This window comes from Tsukamurella soli (genome assembly GCF_039541155.1).
GTDB classification, from domain to species: Bacteria; Actinomycetota; Actinomycetes; order Mycobacteriales; family Mycobacteriaceae; genus Tsukamurella; species Tsukamurella soli.
Map to the genome: position 1 here is coordinate 18,870 of NZ_BAABFR010000053.1, position 14,627 is coordinate 33,496.

At 70.8% G+C, this 14,627-nt stretch carries 19 protein-coding genes and 1 riboswitch; of the genes, 8 read left to right on the forward strand and 11 right to left on the reverse strand.

Translation table 11 applies throughout. The features are described from left to right. Nucleotides 1-29: 29 nt before the first annotated feature. The 3 genes from sodC to napA all read right to left on the reverse strand — a co-directional run bounded on the left by sodC (nucleotide 30) and on the right by napA (nucleotide 1,725). Nucleotides 30-764: a superoxide dismutase[Cu-Zn] gene (sodC, locus tag ABD908_RS16210; RefSeq protein WP_344997756.1), complete on the reverse strand. Its 735-nt coding sequence runs from the start codon at nucleotides 762-764 to the stop codon at nucleotides 30-32. A gap of 79 nt (nucleotides 765-843) precedes the next feature. Then, nucleotides 844-1,341 (reverse strand): LytR C-terminal domain-containing protein, encoded by a 498-nt coding sequence (locus tag ABD908_RS16215; RefSeq protein WP_344997758.1) that lies wholly within the window; start codon nucleotides 1,339-1,341, stop codon nucleotides 844-846. 42 nt (nucleotides 1,342-1,383) lie between these two features. After that, a complete protein-coding gene (napA, locus tag ABD908_RS16220; RefSeq protein ID WP_344997760.1) occupies nucleotides 1,384-1,725 on the reverse strand; it encodes a nucleoid-associated protein NapA in 342 nt (113 codons plus the stop codon). A 212-nt stretch (nucleotides 1,726-1,937) separates the two neighbouring features. Between napA and ABD908_RS16225 the strand changes: the two genes are divergently transcribed. Next, on the forward strand, nucleotides 1,938-2,534 hold the full coding sequence (locus ABD908_RS16225; RefSeq protein ID WP_344997762.1) for a peptide deformylase: 597 nt from the start codon (nucleotides 1,938-1,940) through the stop codon (nucleotides 2,532-2,534). Next, nucleotides 2,530-3,438: a GNAT family N-acetyltransferase gene (locus ABD908_RS16230; RefSeq protein ID WP_425584389.1), complete on the forward strand. Its 909-nt coding sequence runs from the start codon at nucleotides 2,530-2,532 to the stop codon at nucleotides 3,436-3,438. Before ABD908_RS16225 ends, ABD908_RS16230 begins: the two co-directional genes overlap by 5 nt. 151 nt (nucleotides 3,439-3,589) lie before the next feature. Here ABD908_RS16230 and ABD908_RS16235 read toward each other — a convergent pair whose 3' ends face one another. Beyond that, the gene (locus tag ABD908_RS16235; protein ID WP_344997792.1) at nucleotides 3,590-4,162 is read right to left on the reverse strand and encodes a TetR/AcrR family transcriptional regulator; all 573 of its coding nucleotides are present in this window, start codon (nucleotides 4,160-4,162) and stop codon (nucleotides 3,590-3,592) included. Nucleotides 4,163-4,287: 125 nt separating this feature from the next. Between ABD908_RS16235 and ABD908_RS16240 the strand changes: the two genes are divergently transcribed. Beyond that, complete coding sequence (locus ABD908_RS16240) at nucleotides 4,288-5,148, forward strand: LLM class flavin-dependent oxidoreductase (protein WP_344997766.1); 861 nt, start codon at nucleotides 4,288-4,290, stop codon at nucleotides 5,146-5,148. Nucleotides 5,149-5,186: 38 nt separating this feature from the next. Here ABD908_RS16240 and ABD908_RS16245 read toward each other — a convergent pair whose 3' ends face one another. After that, entirely contained in the window at nucleotides 5,187-5,615 is a 429-nt protein-coding gene (locus tag ABD908_RS16245) for a GNAT family N-acetyltransferase (RefSeq protein ID WP_344997768.1), read from the reverse strand. A 139-nt stretch (nucleotides 5,616-5,754) separates the two neighbouring features. Continuing rightward, nucleotides 5,755-5,865, forward strand: a riboswitch (TPP riboswitch). On the opposite strand from ABD908_RS16245, the gene thiC reads away from it, so the two are divergent. Next, nucleotides 5,864-7,543 (forward strand): phosphomethylpyrimidine synthase ThiC, encoded by a 1,680-nt coding sequence (thiC, locus tag ABD908_RS16250; RefSeq protein WP_344997770.1) that lies wholly within the window; start codon nucleotides 5,864-5,866, stop codon nucleotides 7,541-7,543. It overlaps the preceding riboswitch by 2 nt. Beyond that, nucleotides 7,543-8,412 carry a bifunctional hydroxymethylpyrimidine kinase/phosphomethylpyrimidine kinase gene (gene thiD / locus ABD908_RS16255; RefSeq protein ID WP_344997772.1) on the forward strand — a complete coding sequence of 290 codons (870 nt, stop codon included), beginning with the start codon at nucleotides 7,543-7,545 and terminating at the stop codon, nucleotides 8,410-8,412. The genes thiC and thiD (ABD908_RS16255) overlap by 1 nt, the downstream gene beginning before the upstream one ends. Here the strand turns inward: thiD (ABD908_RS16255) and ABD908_RS16260 are convergent. Both ABD908_RS16260 and ABD908_RS16265 read right to left on the reverse strand, forming a co-directional pair. Next, on the reverse strand, nucleotides 8,405-8,833 hold the full coding sequence (locus ABD908_RS16260; RefSeq protein ID WP_344997774.1) for a TA system VapC family ribonuclease toxin: 429 nt from the start codon (nucleotides 8,831-8,833) through the stop codon (nucleotides 8,405-8,407). The two genes, thiD (ABD908_RS16255) and ABD908_RS16260, sit on opposite strands and share 8 nt — an antisense overlap. Then, complete coding sequence (locus tag ABD908_RS16265; protein ID WP_344997776.1) at nucleotides 8,830-9,093, reverse strand: antitoxin; 264 nt, start codon at nucleotides 9,091-9,093, stop codon at nucleotides 8,830-8,832. The genes ABD908_RS16260 and ABD908_RS16265 overlap by 4 nt, the downstream gene beginning before the upstream one ends. A gap of 103 nt (nucleotides 9,094-9,196) precedes the next feature. On the opposite strand from ABD908_RS16265, the gene thiD (ABD908_RS16270) reads away from it, so the two are divergent. Next, nucleotides 9,197-10,066, forward strand: a complete 870-nt coding sequence (gene thiD / locus ABD908_RS16270; protein WP_344997778.1) for a bifunctional hydroxymethylpyrimidine kinase/phosphomethylpyrimidine kinase — start codon at nucleotides 9,197-9,199, stop codon at nucleotides 10,064-10,066. Nucleotides 10,067-10,075: 9 nt separating this feature from the next. Here thiD (ABD908_RS16270) and ABD908_RS16275 read toward each other — a convergent pair whose 3' ends face one another. Genes ABD908_RS16275 through ABD908_RS16285 form a run of 3 tightly spaced genes read right to left on the reverse strand, consistent with a single transcriptional unit; the run spans nucleotide 10,076 to nucleotide 12,790 of the window. Further along, complete coding sequence (locus ABD908_RS16275; RefSeq protein WP_344997780.1) at nucleotides 10,076-11,074, reverse strand: hypothetical protein; 999 nt, start codon at nucleotides 11,072-11,074, stop codon at nucleotides 10,076-10,078. Between the two features lie 19 nt (nucleotides 11,075-11,093). Further along, the gene (locus ABD908_RS16280; RefSeq protein WP_344997782.1) at nucleotides 11,094-11,879 is read right to left on the reverse strand and encodes an ABC transporter permease subunit; all 786 of its coding nucleotides are present in this window, start codon (nucleotides 11,877-11,879) and stop codon (nucleotides 11,094-11,096) included. Continuing rightward, on the reverse strand, nucleotides 11,876-12,790 hold the full coding sequence (locus ABD908_RS16285) for an ATP-binding cassette domain-containing protein (protein ID WP_344997784.1): 915 nt from the start codon (nucleotides 12,788-12,790) through the stop codon (nucleotides 11,876-11,878). Before ABD908_RS16285 ends, ABD908_RS16280 begins: the two co-directional genes overlap by 4 nt. Before the next feature lie 98 nt (nucleotides 12,791-12,888). Here ABD908_RS16285 and ABD908_RS16290 point away from each other — a divergent pair, with 98 nt between their 5' ends. Both ABD908_RS16290 and ABD908_RS16295 read left to right on the forward strand, forming a co-directional pair. Beyond that, a complete protein-coding gene (locus ABD908_RS16290; RefSeq protein ID WP_344997786.1) occupies nucleotides 12,889-13,632 on the forward strand; it encodes a Clp protease N-terminal domain-containing protein in 744 nt (247 codons plus the stop codon). Nucleotides 13,633-13,677: 45 nt separating this feature from the next. Then, nucleotides 13,678-14,355 (forward strand): response regulator transcription factor, encoded by a 678-nt coding sequence (locus ABD908_RS16295; RefSeq protein WP_344997788.1) that lies wholly within the window; start codon nucleotides 13,678-13,680, stop codon nucleotides 14,353-14,355. On the opposite strand, the gene ABD908_RS16300 is transcribed toward ABD908_RS16295, so the two are convergent. Further along, nucleotides 14,328-14,627: ATP-binding protein (locus ABD908_RS16300; RefSeq protein WP_344997790.1), on the reverse strand; the 300-nt coding region annotated here is incomplete at its 5' end. The genes ABD908_RS16295 and ABD908_RS16300 overlap by 28 nt on opposite strands.

A 14,627-nucleotide genomic window follows, 5' to 3' on the forward strand; every position in this document is an offset into this window, starting at 1 on the left:
CGTCGCTCCGCCCGCCGCGGGGTCGATGGTCAGCCGGCCTTGATCACGCCGCAGGCGATGCGAGCACCTGCGTCACCGGTGTCGAGGGTGTTCATATCCGGCACCGACTGGCCCGGGGTGATGTTGCTGTACTCGCTGGCCGGAACGTTGCCGAAGTTGTCGGCGTCGGCGTGGATCACGATCGAGGTCCCGACGCCGGACGTCAGCTCGGACACCTTGAACGCGTTGGTGGTGGTGACGGTCTCGCCGGTGCCGTTGCTGTTGACGTAGATCGACACCAGATCGCCGCTCGCCGGGTGGCCGGTGTGGCCGCTCACCTGGAAGTCGCCACCGGACGACAGGAAGGCGCCGGCAGGGCCTCCCGTGGCCGCCGTCGAGCTCGCCTCACATTTGCCCACGGAGTGGATGTGCAGGCCGTGGAAGCCGGCGGGCAGGCCGGTCGCCTTCACATCGATGACCACGACGCCGTCCTTCTCCGTGAACGTCGCGGTGCCGGCATTGGAGCCGTCGACCTTCTTCAGCGTCGCGCTGGCCGACGTGGACGTCGACGTCGAGCTCGACTCGCCGGCGCCGGCCGAGCTACCCGCATCAGCCGAACCGCCGCCGTTGAGTCCCGCCTCGGGTACCTGCTGAGCCGTGGTCACCACTGCCGGCGCGGTCGCGACCGAGGTGGCGGGCTTCTCATTGGTACTGCACGCCGCGAGTCCGGCGCCCGCCAACACCACCACTGGGAGGATCAGGGCACGGGACATACGCTTCGTCATCGAGGGCTCCTTACGTGGCCGGCTGAGATCGTGTCGAATCATATCCGCCCGCGGTGGCGGCACACGCTCGGTGGGTCGGCTACTTGACCACCACGACGACGAGGCCCTCCGCACACTGCTCGGCACCCGCCGGACGTGGCGCCGCGCTCGAGCCGTGATCGATGGCGGCGGCGACCCGCCCGGCCGCGTTCTCCTGCCCTGCGCCGTAGTAGACGACGGTGGCTCTGGGCGCCTTGCCCTTCCAAGTGGCGACCTCGCCGCGGACGGTGACGCCGGCCTTCTTGATCTCGGCGACCGCGGCCCTGGCGGCGGCGGACGCCCCCTCCTCGCTGTACACACACGCGGCCGGGGCTGCGGCCGGGGCGGACGACGGTGCCGCCGACTCGCTGGCCCCCGACGGTGCGGCGGGCGCCGTCGCCGACAGCTTGGCCGCCTGCGCGTGCAGCGCGGAGTCGGGGTCCGAATCGCGGGTCGCGACGGCGTGCCAGCCGAGGCCGGCGAACGCGATGGCCAGCGCGACGAGGATCATGATGATCGCGCGGATCGGCACCTTGCGCTGATGGTCGGTGGTACTCACGCCCGCCACCCTATACGGCGATCCGCGCGATTCCGGCGAAGCTCAATTGATCTCGAAGCCGAGCTTGCGGGCGGCGCGCGCCTTCATCCGGCTGGCGCGGACGCGCCGCAGTCGCTTCACGAGCATCGGGTCGGCGGCCAGCGCCTCGGGGGTGTCCACCAGGGCGTTGAGCACCTGGTAGTACCGGGTGGCGGACATGTCGAAGAGTTCCTTGATGGCGTCCTCTTTGGCGCCCGCGTACTTCCACCACTGCCGCTCGAACGCGAGGATGTCGCGTTCCCGCCTGGTCAGGCCGTTCTCACCACGCTCACCGGCGGCGGCGTCGCCCGCATGCGCGGCAGCGGGTGCCGTGGTCGCCGTCTCGCGCGCGGTCGCGCCGTCCATGCCACTCCCTGGGGAATCGAAGGGTTACAGCCGTGTAGTTCGGACCAATCTAACCACGCCGCGTGAACCGTGACGGCGGACTGCGGGCCGTGTCGCAGGGGCTATGCGCGCCGCGGCACGGCGCGGTGCGCCCGATGTGACGGCGCGGTGCGCCCGATGTCACGGCACGGTGCGCCCGATGTCACGGCACGGTGTCAGTACCCTTGATCCCCATGGCGATCCTCCCTATCTGCATCGTCGGCGAGCCCGTCCTGCACCGTCCGACCACCCCCGTCGACCTCGACGCGGACGGCCGGCCCGGCGCCGAGATCGTGGCCCTCCTCGACGACATGCTCGAGACCATGGACCGCGCGAACGGCGTCGGCCTGGCCGGCAATCAGGTCGGGCGCGCCCTGCGGCTGTTCGTCTACGACTGCCCCGACGACGCGATCGGCGAGCGCCGCCGCGGCGAGGTGATCAACCCCGTCCTCGAGACCAGCGAGGTCCCCGAGACGATGCCCGACCCGGACGACGACGAAGAGGGCTGCCTGTCGGTGCCCGGCGAGTCGTTCCCGACCGGTCGCGCCGACTGGGCCAGGGTCACCGGCACCGACCGCGACGGCAACCGGGTCGAGATCGAGGGCAACGGCTTCTTCGCGCGGATGCTGCAGCACGAGACCGGGCACCTGGACGGCTTCCTCTACACCGACGTGCTGGTCGGCCGCAACGCCCGGCGGGCGAAGAAGGCCATCAAGCAGAACGGCTGGGGCGTGCCCGGGCTCACGTGGACGCCCGGCACCGTCGCCGACCCCTTCGGGCACGACGATTAGCCCGGCCCCGGGCAGCCGGGTGGTGGTCCGCCGGTTGCTGCCGTCCGGTCAGGCCACGGACGTGATCGGCACGCTCGAGTCCGACGGCGACCCCCTGGTCGTCGAGCGCGACGGCGAGCTGCACTCGATCCGCCGCTCGGATGTGGTGGCGCTCAAGGCGATTCCGCCGCGACCGATCCGCAACCGGGACATCCGCGCGCTGGTGCGAGCGGAGGCACGGTGCTGGCCGTCGCTCGAACGCGCCGAGGTCGACGGTTGGCTGTGCCGGTCCGCCGGTTCGCTCCCCGGCGGCCGCGCCAACTCGGCTGCGCCACTGAGTCCCGCGGCGTCGCTCGATCGGCTCGACGGTGTCCGTGCCTGGTACACCGAGCGCGGGCTGCCGCTGCGGCTGCAGTGGGTGGACCGGCTCGCCGGCCGCGACCGCCCCGGCGGCCTCGACCGCGAGTCGGCCGTCTTCGTCGCGGACGGCGCCCGGATCGCCACCGTCAGCCCCCACGTGACGTGGTCCGACGCACCGTCGCCGGGCTGGCTGGCGCTGCAGTCCAGCTCCGCGGTGTCGGCGGACTGGGTGCGGCAGGTGATCGGCGCGGTGCGGTTCGGCGAGATCGTGCTCGACGGTGACGTCGCCGCCGCGGTGCGCCTGTCGCTCACGCGCGACGGCGATGACCCCGCGTCCGGCACGCTGTGGGCCGGCATCGGCTCGCTCGTGGTGGACGAGCGCTTCCGCCGACACGGCCTGGCGACGGACCTGCTGCGCGCGCTCGCCGCCGAGGGCATCGCCCACGGCGCGGAGCGCTGCTTCCTCGAGGTGCTCGAGAGCAACTCCCCCGCCCGAGCGATGTACTCCCGGCTCGGCTTCACGCAGCACCACCGGTACGGGTACTGGACGTCGACCGCGTTCTAGCCTCGACCACACATCAGCACCGTCCCCATCGAGCGCCGAGACCGGAGTCCTTCAGCCGCGACACGCCGCCAGCCGATCCGCTCGGTCGCCGCCGCAGGCCTCAGTGGCAGAGGCAGAACGGTCGCTCACGTCCCGTTATAGAGGCAACAGGCTACCGACTCGCTGGGCGCAGGCCCGCCAGCAGCAGCGCGACCATCCCGCGGGCGTCGTAGCGCGGATCGCGGGCGTCGATGCACAGGCTGCCGATCGCGCGCATGAAGGCGAACGCGTCGACGTCCCTGGTGACCTCACCCGCCGCGGACGCGGCCGCCAGCAGGTCGGCGCAGACGGGGACCAGCCGGTCCAGGAAGTAGGCGTGCAGGGATTCGAACCCACCGCTGTCCGACCGCATCGCCGCGGCCAACCCGTGTTTGGTGACCAGGAAGTCGACGAACACGTCCACCCAGCGGCACAGCGCCCCGTACGGGGACGGCGACTGGCCGAGCAGCGCCGGACCGGCCTCCGCGCAGGCCTCGACCTGGTGCCGGTAGACCGCGACCACCAGGTCGGCCCTGGTCGGGAAGTGCCGGTAGAAGGTGCCCATGCCGACTCCCGCCTCGGCCGCCACCTGTCGGACCGGCGCGTCCACGCCGGACCGGACGAACACGCGTGCCGCCGCGTCCAGCAGGGCCTGCTCGTTGCGGCGTGCGTCGGCGCGCTTCCGCGGGGCCCGCGCCGCGTTCATATCTCCCACTTCTCTCTCCACCCCCTGGTCGATCGGAACACCGCTCCGTATAGTAAGTGGAGCGTGGTTCCGATTAAGACGGTACCCGCCCGCTCCGCCCATCCACTCCGCCGAGGAGAGATCCCATGACCACAACGTCTTTCGGCATCGCTACAGCGCCCCAGCAGGTCTCCTACGACGACATCCTGCGTGTGTGGCGCGAAGCCGACGCCGTGCCGGCGATAGCGCACGCCTGGCTGTTCGACCACCTCTTCCCGATCGCCGGCGACCCGTCCGGACCGATCTTCGAGGGCTGGACCCTACTGTCCGCACTCGCCGCCCAGACCGAGCGACTCCGGCTTGGAATAGGGGTGTCCAGCAACAGGTTCCGACCGCCGGCGATTCTCGCGCGGATCGCCGCGACCGTCGACGTCGTGTCGGGCGGGCGGCTCGACTTCGGGATCGGCGCGGGCTCGCGACCGAGCATTCCCACGGCGCGACGCGAATACGAGGCACACGGGTTGCCGTACGTGGACGCCGACGATGCCGTCGGCAGCCTGGCCGAGGCGTGCTGGATCATCCGCCGGCTCTGGACGGCCGACGAGCCGTTCGACTTCGACGGTGCCCACCATCACCTGACCGGCGCGTGGTGCAACCCCAAGCCCGTGCAGCGACCCCACCCGCCGATCATGATCGGCGGGCGCGCGACCGCGACCCTTCGAGTCGCCGCCGAGCACGCGGACATCATCAACATCCCCGGCGAGGTCGGCGACATCGCCCGACGCAGCGCCACCCTGGATCGGTTGTGCAACGAGATCGGGCGCGACCCGGCCGGGATCGCCCGCTCTACGATCGTGCCCGTGTCCTACGACCGCCCCGGCGAGACCCGCTCGGCCATAGCCGAATTCGAGGCTGCCGGCTTCCGGCACCTGGTGCTCTCGCTGCCCGCGCCATATCCCGCCGGTGCGGCGCAGTGGGTCGCCGACGAGATCATCGGCGCGCGATAGCAGCGCGACCGAACCGAACCGTGATCGGGTGCCGGAGCCTACGCGTTCGCGGCGGCGACCAACTCCTGGTACTGCGGGAAGCGGGCGATGAACTTGCGCACATAGGTGCAGACCGGGATCACGTGGCGGCCGCGGGCAGCGGCATCGTCGAGCACGCCCCGCACCAGCCCCCGGGCGAACCCCTGCTGCCCGAACTTCTCCATGACCACCGTGTGCAGCAGGATCACGTCGCCGTGCTCGGTCACCTCGTAGCCCTCGACGCCGATCAACTCGTCGCCCGACCACATCTCGTACCGGTCCCGGACGGGGTTGTCGAACAACCGCAGCGGCTCCGCCAGCTCCATCGTGGGTGGCGGGACATCCACGGATCCCCGCTCGCCGGCTGTCTCGTTGCGCGCCATATCGACCTCCTCCGCCAACCGCGCGACCATCGACTCGACCATCGAGCCGCCCGGTGTGACATCCATCACTGTCACCGCCAGGCTACGCCCGGTCGCCATGGTGCGCGACATATGCGCCCGCGGCGCGTCGGGCGCTGAGGTCCGGAACGCGGCGCGATGTGGCGCAGACCTCCCCCGCACCGCCGGAGTGGGCTACCCTCGGTAACGCAAGCCACACGGGAGCTCGTCGCACGAGCTGAGAGGACGCCTGACGCGGGCGTCGACCGTATGAACCTGTCCGGGTAATGCCGGCGTAGGGAGTCAGGAGCCCTGCTGTGCCCAGTCCACACACCACCACGACCGTCACCGACGTCACCTGCGGCCCCATCGAGGGGTCTAGCAAGCAGTACCGCGCCGTCGGCGGAATGCGCGTCCCCTTCCGGCGGATCGCGCTGACCAACGGCGACCACCACGACGTCTACGACACCTCCGGCCCGTACACGGAGTACCCGTCGGCCGACGACGTACACGACCTACGGACCGGCCTGCCCAAGACGCGGGACGTCTGGCAGCGCCCGGCCCCCGTCACGCAGCCCGACGGTGGCCGTGCGTCCACCCAGTTGGCTTGGGCCCGTGCGGGAGTCGTCACCGACGAGATGCGCTACATCGCCGCACGGGAGGGCTTCGACCCGGAGTTCGTGCGCGATGAGGTCGCGATCGGCAGGGCCGTCATCCCCGCCAACCACCGGCACCCCGAGTGCGAGCCGATGATCATCGGGAAGGCGTTCGCGGTCAAGGTGAACGCCAACATCGGCAATTCGGCCGTGACCAGCTCGATCGCCGAGGAGGTGGAGAAGATGGTGTGGGCCACCCGGTGGGGCGCCGACACCATCATGGATCTCTCGACCGGCAAGGACATCCACGAGACGCGCGAGTGGATCATGCGCAACTCGCCGGTCCCCGTCGGCACCGTCCCTATCTACCAGGCGCTCGAGAAGGTCAAGGGCGATCCCACCAAGCTGACGTGGGAGGTGTACCGGGACACCGTGATCGAGCAGTGCGAGCAGGGCGTCGACTACATGACGGTGCACGCGGGCGTGCTGCTGCGGTACGTGCCGCTGGCGGCGAACCGGGTCACGGGCATCGTCAGCCGCGGCGGCTCGATCATGGCCGCCTGGTGCCTGGCCCACCATCAGGAGTCGTTCCTGTACACCAACTTCCGCGAGCTGTGTGAGATCCTGCGCGACTACGACGTCACCTTCAGCCTCGGTGACGGGCTGCGCCCCGGTTCGATCGCGGACGCCAACGACGCCGCCCAGTTCGCCGAGCTGCGCACCCTCGGCGAGCTCACGAAGATCGCGAAATCGTATGGCGTGCAGGTGATGATCGAAGGACCGGGCCACGTCCCGATGCACAAGATCGCCGAGAACGTGCGGCTCGAGGAGGAGCTGTGCGAGGAGGCACCGTTCTACACCCTCGGCCCGCTCGCGACCGACATCGCACCCGCGTACGACCACATCACCTCCGCTATCGGCGCGGCGATGATCGCGCAGGCCGGCACCGCGATGCTCTGCTACGTCACTCCCAAGGAGCACCTGGGCCTGCCGAACCGGGACGACGTCAAGGTCGGCGTGATCACCTACAAGATCGCCGCCCACTCGGCCGATCTCGCCAAGGGACACCCGGGCGCGCAGGCCCGCGACGACGAACTGTCCAAGGCGCGCTTCGAGTTCCGCTGGGTGGATCAGTTCAACCTGTCGCTCGACCCGGACACCGCCCGGGAATACCACGACGAGACGCTGCCGGCCGAGCCGGCGAAGACCGCACACTTCTGCTCGATGTGCGGCCCCAAGTTCTGCTCGATGCGGATCAGCGCGGACGTCCGCGCATATGCGCAGGAGCACAACCTGGTGACCCAGGAGGACATCGACCGGCAGATCGCCGCAGGCATGGACGCGAAGTCGGACGAATTCGTGGCCGCGGGCGGCAAGGTGTACCTGCCGGTCGTCTCCTGATGACGGACCCGCGGACCCTGAGGCTGCCCGCGCCCGCGCGAGGCGAGACGCCCGCGCGGGTGCTCACCATCGCCGGCTCGGACTCCGGCGGCGGCGCCGGGATCCAGGCCGACATGCGCACCTTCGCGACACTCGGGCTACACGCCTGTGTCGCGGTGACGGCGGTGACGGTGCAGAACAGTGTCGGGGTCTCGGGTTTCAGCGAGATCGCCCCCGACGTGGTGGCGGCCCAGATCCGGTCGGTGGTCGGCGATATCGGCGTGAGCGCCGCCAAGACCGGCATGCTGGCGTCCACGGCGATCATCGAGGCGGTCGCGGCAGCGGCCGACGAGGTCGGAATCGGCCGGGACCACGCCGTCCCGCTCGTCGTCGATCCCGTTGCGGCGTCCATGCACGGCGACCCGCTGCTCGCGGCGGACGCCCTGGACGCGGTGCGCACCGTGCTGATCCCGCGCGCCACCGTCGTGACCCCGAACCTCGACGAGGTGCGGCTGATCACGGGTGTGCAGGTCACCGACGCCGAGTCGCAGCGGAGCGCGGCGCACGCGTTGCTGGAGCTGGGTGCGCGCTGGGCGTTGGTGAAGGGCGGGCATCTGCGGACCTCACAGTTCAGCCCCGATCTGCTGTCCGACGGCCACGAGTACGTCGAGCTGAGCGCCGAGCGCATCGACACCCCGCACGACCACGGCGCGGGCGACACCCTGGCCGCCGCGATCACGGCGGCGCTGTCGCACGGGATGACGGTGCCGGACGCCGTCGCCTTCGCCAAGGCCTGGGTCACCGAGGGGCTGCGGTGGGCATACCCGCTCGGCGCGGGCCACGGGCCGGTGAACCCGCTGTGGCGGGTGTGGGCGGACCGGATCAGCTGAGCGGGTTCACCGACTTCACCGCCGGAAAGCGAACGAAATCCGAATCGTTCGAGTAAACGGCGGCGTGGTGCTCGATCGCCAGGGCCGCGATCTGCGCGTCGGTGGTCAGGTTGCCCGCGGTTCCCACCCCGGCGAGCAACTCGAGCACGGCGCGCAGATGCCCGGGGCCACCGACGAGCCGCGACACCGTCGGCCGGGAGAACCACCCCTCGACGATATCGGTAGCACTCCCGATGGTCAGCGGCGTCTCGAGGACTCTCGGGTTCGTCGCGATGCGTAGGAAGCCGAACACAACGGGATCGCAGATCCCCACGGGCGTCCCGGTATTGAGAACACCCCTCCACCACGCGACAGCATGTTCGTGTTGAGGGAAGGCGTCGATGTGTGCATAGAGAAGGAGGTTGACATCGGGAACTATCAACGCGCGCTCCGTGTCGCGATCTCGATGATCGCTTGGTCCTCGAGCTCGTCGGCGAGTCTGTTGAACCCGGCTAGGTCGAGCCCAGGTGCCAAGGCGGTGTGGTGAACGGGAGGCTCGTACGACATCGTCGGCGACGCCTGGGGGGCAAGTGCCGCCCGCAACGCCTCGTTGACGACGCGCTTCTTCGACAGGCGGCGGCGGTGCATCGCATCCGCCACAAGTCCAGCGACATCGGCATCGAGTGTAATCGTTGTTCTCATCTAAGCATCATAGTGCTACCTAAGATACGCATCAAGGTGCATGACTCCTCGTCGCAACGGCGAAACACCTGACCGGCGTACCGCCGGCGATAGGGTGACCGGCATGGATCTGCTGCCCCTGCCCGCCCACGGTGACACGCCGGTCCGGGTGATGACCATCGCCGGATCGGACTCCGGAGGCGCCGCCGGCCTGCAGTCGGACCTGCGCACGTTCACCCTCGCCGGCGTGCACGGCACGTGCGCAGTGACCGCGGTGACGGTGCAGAACAGCCTGGGCGTCAGCGCGTTCCACCCGATCCCGCCGGCGACGGTCGCCGGGCAGATCCGGGCGGTGATCGGCGACATCGGGGTCGGCGCCGTCAAGACCGGGATGCTGGCGGACGCGGGCATCATCGCGGCCGTCGCCGATACCGCCGCCGAGCTGGGCATCGGCGGTCGGACAGGCGAGGGAGCGGCCGGGATACCGTTCCTGGTGGACCCCGTGAGCGCGTCCCATCACGGCGACCCGCTGCTGTCCCCCGAGGCGTTCGCGCTGTTGGTCGGCCGCCTCTTCCCGCTCGCCACCGTCGTCACCCCCAATCTCGACGAGGTACGACTGCTGACCGGCATCGAGGTCGTCGACGAGGCGACGCAGCGCGACGCGGCGCGGGCGCTGCACGACATGGGGCCGTGCTGGGCGCTGGTCAAGGGCGGGCACCTGCGCACCGCGGCGACCAGTACCGATCTGCTCTACGACGGCACCGAGTTCCTCGAGTTCGAGGCGCACCGGATCGTCACAACCCACGACCACGGGGCGGGCGACACGCTCGGCGCGGCGATGGTGTGCGCGCTGGCGCACGGGACGACGGTGCCGGAGGCCGTCGCGTTCGGCAAGCGTTGGGTCACCCGGTCGCTCGACGCGGCGTACCCGCTGGGCGCGGGTCACGGCGCCGTCAACGCGTCCTGGCGGCTGCGGGAGGCACCGCCCGCGTGACGGGCGCAGTCAGCGATAGCGACGCAGCATGTTCCAGCCGGGGTCGTCGCGGAAGCTCAGCCGAGCCTCGTACCGCTCCGCCCAGTCCGCGAACGGAGCCGCATCGGCCTCGGGGTCGACGGCCAGGATCAGCGTCCGCTTTCCCGCGACGGTCTGCGTCATCAGCGGGCATGGCGACGCTCCCCTGTTCGGCCCGCCGAGCAGTTCCGATTCATCGGCCTCCAGCTGCGCGATCACTGCGCCGCGCGGCACGTCACCGCCTCGGCCCCGCTCCGCGGGAAAGGCGCGTTCCAGCACCGCGAGGCGCGTACACAGCGGCCGGTCCAGCCAGTGCAGCGGGCGACGCAGACCCACCCGCATGGGCACGCCATCGGGGGTGCTGGTGAGGAGCTCGACCCAGCCGTCCGCCGGTGCACCGGCCGCCACCTCGGCGACCATGTCGGCCAATCCCGCCGGCGGAACGGCGCCCGCAGGTTCGTCCGCGGCCGTCGCGACCTCCCCGATCCACCGCTCCACCGCGTCCTCGCCGAGCAGCTTGTCCAGCGTCATGAACACCACCGCGAGCCGCCCCGATTCGTCGACGGCGCCGAACCCGGGGTGATACGCCGCCACGTCCACCACGTGGCGGGCGCGATCGACAGTCACCGCGAACCGCAGGTCGGCGAGCGCGAGCGGACCGCCGTCGACCGTCATCACCACCTCGACGATGCCCGGATCCGGTTGTCGCGCAGGGTGATAGTCGAAGTCCGGGTCGTCGGCGGGCGCCCCGGCACACACCTGCTCGGCAAGCCGGCGCAGCTCGGGGTCGCCGTTCGCGCTGATCACCAGCGACCACCGGCCCGGCTCGTCGATGTGCCCGAACTCCCAGTCGAGCTCCTCGTCGACCTCACGCAGCCGCCGGGTCAGTTGCTCGGGCAGCGAGCCGAACGCGCCGTCCGCCAACGCCCGTCTCGCGTCGGCGCGCGCCCCGGCCCACCAGGCCCAGAAATCCTCGATCGGATCCGTCACGCCGGGAACGCTACCGCCCTCACGCGTCGCGACGGGCGACCACAGCGGCACCGGCGAGGTACACCACCGCCGCGAACGCGAGGAAGTACCCGCCGCCCACCGCGGGCGGCCAGCGGAAGTGGCCGGGCGCGACGTGCAGGAAGTGCTGCAGGTTGGCGAACGGCAGGTAGGGACCGACCACCCGGACCTTGGGCACCGAGGACAGCACGTTCTCGAACAGGACGAAGTACAGCAGCAGCACCGTGACCGCGCCGGCCGCGTTGCGCAGCAACGCCCCGAGGCCCACGCCGACGGCCGCGACGAGGGCGGCGGACACGGGCACCGTGAGATAGATCGACGTGCCCGGGCCGAGCAGCGACACGCCGCCCGAGCCCCCGCCGACGGCCACGAACGCGAGCAGTCCCACCGCGACTGTCACGAAGGCGGCCACGGCACATGCCACGCACACCACGATCAGCTTGGCCGACAACGCGACCCAGCGGTTCGGCACCGCGAGGAATGTCGCACGCAGGGTGCCGAAGCGGGCCTCGGTGGTCACACTCAGCACCCCGAGCAGCCCGCACAGGAGCACACCGAAGCCGGGCAGCCCGGCGAAGCCGATCACCGGGGCGGCGCCCATGAGCAGCATCCCCGCGTTCCCGCCGATTCCCGTGAGATCGTCGTCGGGGGCCGACAGCGAGTGCGTCGCCAGCCCGATGATGACGCTGACCCCGACGCACAGGACGAACATCAGCCCCAGGCACCACGGGGTGGCGCGCACGGTGCGCAGCTTGATCCACTCCGCCGTCAACACACCCGCGATCACGCGACGCTCCCACCGTGGTATTCCACCGCGCCCGAGGTCAACCGCATGAACGCCTCCTCCAATGAGGCTGTCGCGCCTGCCAATTCGTGGAGTGGGATCCCCAGCTCGGCCGCGACGTCGCCGACGGTGTCGGTGGGGACGCCCGTCACCGTCAGCACCCCGGGCGGGCCGGCCGGCGCCACCCCTATGCCGCGGCGGGCGAGTTCCCGGCCCAGCTCGTCGGCGCGCGGGCTGCGGACGCGCACCGAGTGATCGGAGTGCTGCGCGATGAAATCGGCCATGGCGCCGTGCCATACGAGTCTGCCCCGGCCGACGATCACCACATCGTCGGCGGTGAGCGCCATCTCGGACAGCAGGTGCGACGAGACGAAGACCGTACGACCCTGCGCCGCTAGCGACTTCATGAAGGTGCGCACCCACACGATGCCCTCGGGGTCGAGGCCGTTGACGGGCTCGTCGAACATCAGCACCCCGGGATCGCCGAGCAGGGCGGCCGCGAGGCCCAGCCGCTGCGACATGCCGAGCGAGAAGCCGCCGGCGCGCTTGCCCCCGACGTCCGACAGCCCCACCAGGCCCAGACACTCGTCCACGCGGGTGCGCGGGATGCCGTTCGTCGCCGCCAGCCACCGGAGGTGGCCCCGCGCAGACCGGTTGGGATGCACCCACTTCGCGTCGAGCAACGCCCCCACCCGCGTCAGCGGCCGGTCCAGTTCCCGGTACCTCCGCCCGCCGACGGTGGCGGCACCCGCCGTCGGCGCGTCGAGGCCCAGGACCAACCGCATCGTCGTCGACTTCCCGGCGCCGTTCGGGCCGAGGAAGCCCGTCACCCGGCCCGGCCGCACCGCGAACGACAGGTCGTCCACCGCCCGCACGGGGCCGTACACCTTGGTCAGACCTGCCACCTCGATCATGCACCCGCCCCTGCCATGTCCTGAGTGTGCCAGAACGCCCGACTCGACCGTCAACCAATTATTGACAGCATTCGATTTGTCAACCTACGGTTGTCCTCATGACGTACAACATCCGACTCGACGACCTCATCGACACCGTCCGCGGCCTCCATCCGGGCGGCGGTCCGCTAGACCATCTCAGCGACGCCATCGTCGTCTCCGAACGGCTCGGCGAGACCGCCGATCACCTGATCGGCCACTTCGTGGACCAGGCCCGGCGCAGCGGCGCGACGTGGGCGGAGATCGGTGCCGCGATGGGAGTGAGCAAGCAGGCGGCGCAGAAGCGGTTCGTACCCGCGAACATCACCTCGCCCGAGTTCACCGCGGCCGACTTCACCGCGCGCGGCCCGTTCTCCCGGTTCACCGACCGCGCCCGGCTCTGCATCGTCGCTGCCCAGGAGGCGGCCCGCGCCACCCGGAGTCCGGTCATCGGCACGGAGCACCTGCTGCTCGGCCTGTTCGATCAGCCCGACGGCCTGGCCGCGCAGGCACTGCGCGCGGCCGGCGTGACCGACGAGGCGCTCCGGGGCGCGGTGGCGGCCGTCTCCGCGCCCGGCTCCGACGAGCCGTCCGGACACATCCCCTTCGACACGTCTGCCAAGAAGGCGATCGAGCTGACCGTCCGGGAGGCTCTGCGGCTCGGCCACAACTACGTCGGTACCGAGCACATCCTGCTCGGGCTCCTCGCCGACCCCGACACCGTGGCGGCGCGACTGCTGTCCGGTCTCGGCGTGACGCGCGACGGCACCGAGCAGTTCGTCACCGACAGACTCGCCGGATTCGTCGCGGACCGCGACCAGTAGCCCGACACCCCACCGCATCGCTCGCGGATCGGGCAGGATGGCGGTGTGCGCGCGCTGATCGTCGACGATGACGTCCATGCTGCCGAGACCGTCCGCCGCACCCTCGCCACCGACGGATGGAACGTGGTGGTCACCCATACCGGCGTCGACGGCCTCTGGCAGGCGACGGAGGTGGGCTGCGACGTGATCGTCCTGGACATCATGATGCCGGGGCTCAACGGCTTCCAGTTCCTGGCCCGACTTCGGGAGGCGGGCGTCTGGACGCCCGTCCTCATGCTCACGGCGAAGGACGGCGAGTGGGATCAGGCGGAGGCGCTCGATACGGGCGCCGACGACTACCTCACCAAACCGTTCTCGGTGGTCGTTCTCAAGGCCCGCATCCGGGCCCTGCTGCGCCGCGCCACCACCGCGCGGCCGGCCGTGCTCGAAGCCGGCGGCCTCACTCTGGATCCGGCGCAGCGGATCGTCGCGCGCGACGGCGAGCCGATCACACTCACACCCCGCGAGTACGCGGTCCTCGAGCACCTCATGCGCAATGCCGGCACCGTCGTCGCCAAGTCGGACATCCTGCGCTCGGTATGGGACTTCAACTACGAGGGCGACGAGAACATCGTCGAGGTGTACGTCGGCTACCTGCGCAAACGCATCGACGTCCCGTTCGGCACCTGGACCATCGAGACCGTACGCGGGGCGGGCTACCGGATCGACGAGACCTCGTCCTGATCCGGCCCCACGCGCCGCCCGCGCGCTGCTCCCACGCCTGCGGTGAACGGCGGCACGTACGGCAACACCAGGGTGAAGGCCGCCCCACCGAGCGGGCTGTCGCCTACCTCGATCGCCCCGCCGTGCGCCGCGGCGATCTCGGCGGCGATCGCGAGTCCCAGCCCGGAGCCGCCGCCGTGCGGCCGCCCGGCGTCGAGCCGGACGAACCGCAGGAACACCCGGTCGCGGTCCGCCGCCGGAACGCCCGGGCCGTCGTCGCCGACGGTCACCCG

What these genes read in the sequence shown, in the direction of transcription:
- sodC (WP_344997756.1), bottom strand. Translation starts at nt 764, where the DNA reads ATGACGAAGCGTATGTCCCGTGCCCTGATCCTCCCAGTGGTGGTGTTG.
- napA (WP_344997760.1), bottom strand. Translation starts at nt 1,725, where the DNA reads ATGGACGGCGCGACCGCGCGCGAGACGGCGACCACGGCACCCGCTGCC.
- ABD908_RS16225 (WP_344997762.1), top strand. Translation starts at nt 1,938, where the DNA reads ATGGCGATCCTCCCTATCTGCATCGTCGGCGAGCCCGTCCTGCACCGT.
- ABD908_RS16235 (WP_344997792.1), bottom strand. Translation starts at nt 4,162, where the DNA reads ATGAACGCGGCGCGGGCCCCGCGGAAGCGCGCCGACGCACGCCGCAAC.
- ABD908_RS16240 (WP_344997766.1), top strand. Translation starts at nt 4,288, where the DNA reads ATGACCACAACGTCTTTCGGCATCGCTACAGCGCCCCAGCAGGTCTCC.
- ABD908_RS16245 (WP_344997768.1), bottom strand. Translation starts at nt 5,615, where the DNA reads ATGGATGTCACACCGGGCGGCTCGATGGTCGAGTCGATGGTCGCGCGG.
- thiD (WP_344997772.1), top strand. Translation starts at nt 7,543, where the DNA reads ATGACGGACCCGCGGACCCTGAGGCTGCCCGCGCCCGCGCGAGGCGAG.
- ABD908_RS16265 (WP_344997776.1), bottom strand. Translation starts at nt 9,093, where the DNA reads ATGAGAACAACGATTACACTCGATGCCGATGTCGCTGGACTTGTGGCG.
- thiD (WP_344997778.1), top strand. Translation starts at nt 9,197, where the DNA reads ATGGATCTGCTGCCCCTGCCCGCCCACGGTGACACGCCGGTCCGGGTG.
- ABD908_RS16285 (WP_344997784.1), bottom strand. Translation starts at nt 12,790, where the DNA reads ATGATCGAGGTGGCAGGTCTGACCAAGGTGTACGGCCCCGTGCGGGCG.
- ABD908_RS16290 (WP_344997786.1), top strand. Translation starts at nt 12,889, where the DNA reads ATGACGTACAACATCCGACTCGACGACCTCATCGACACCGTCCGCGGC.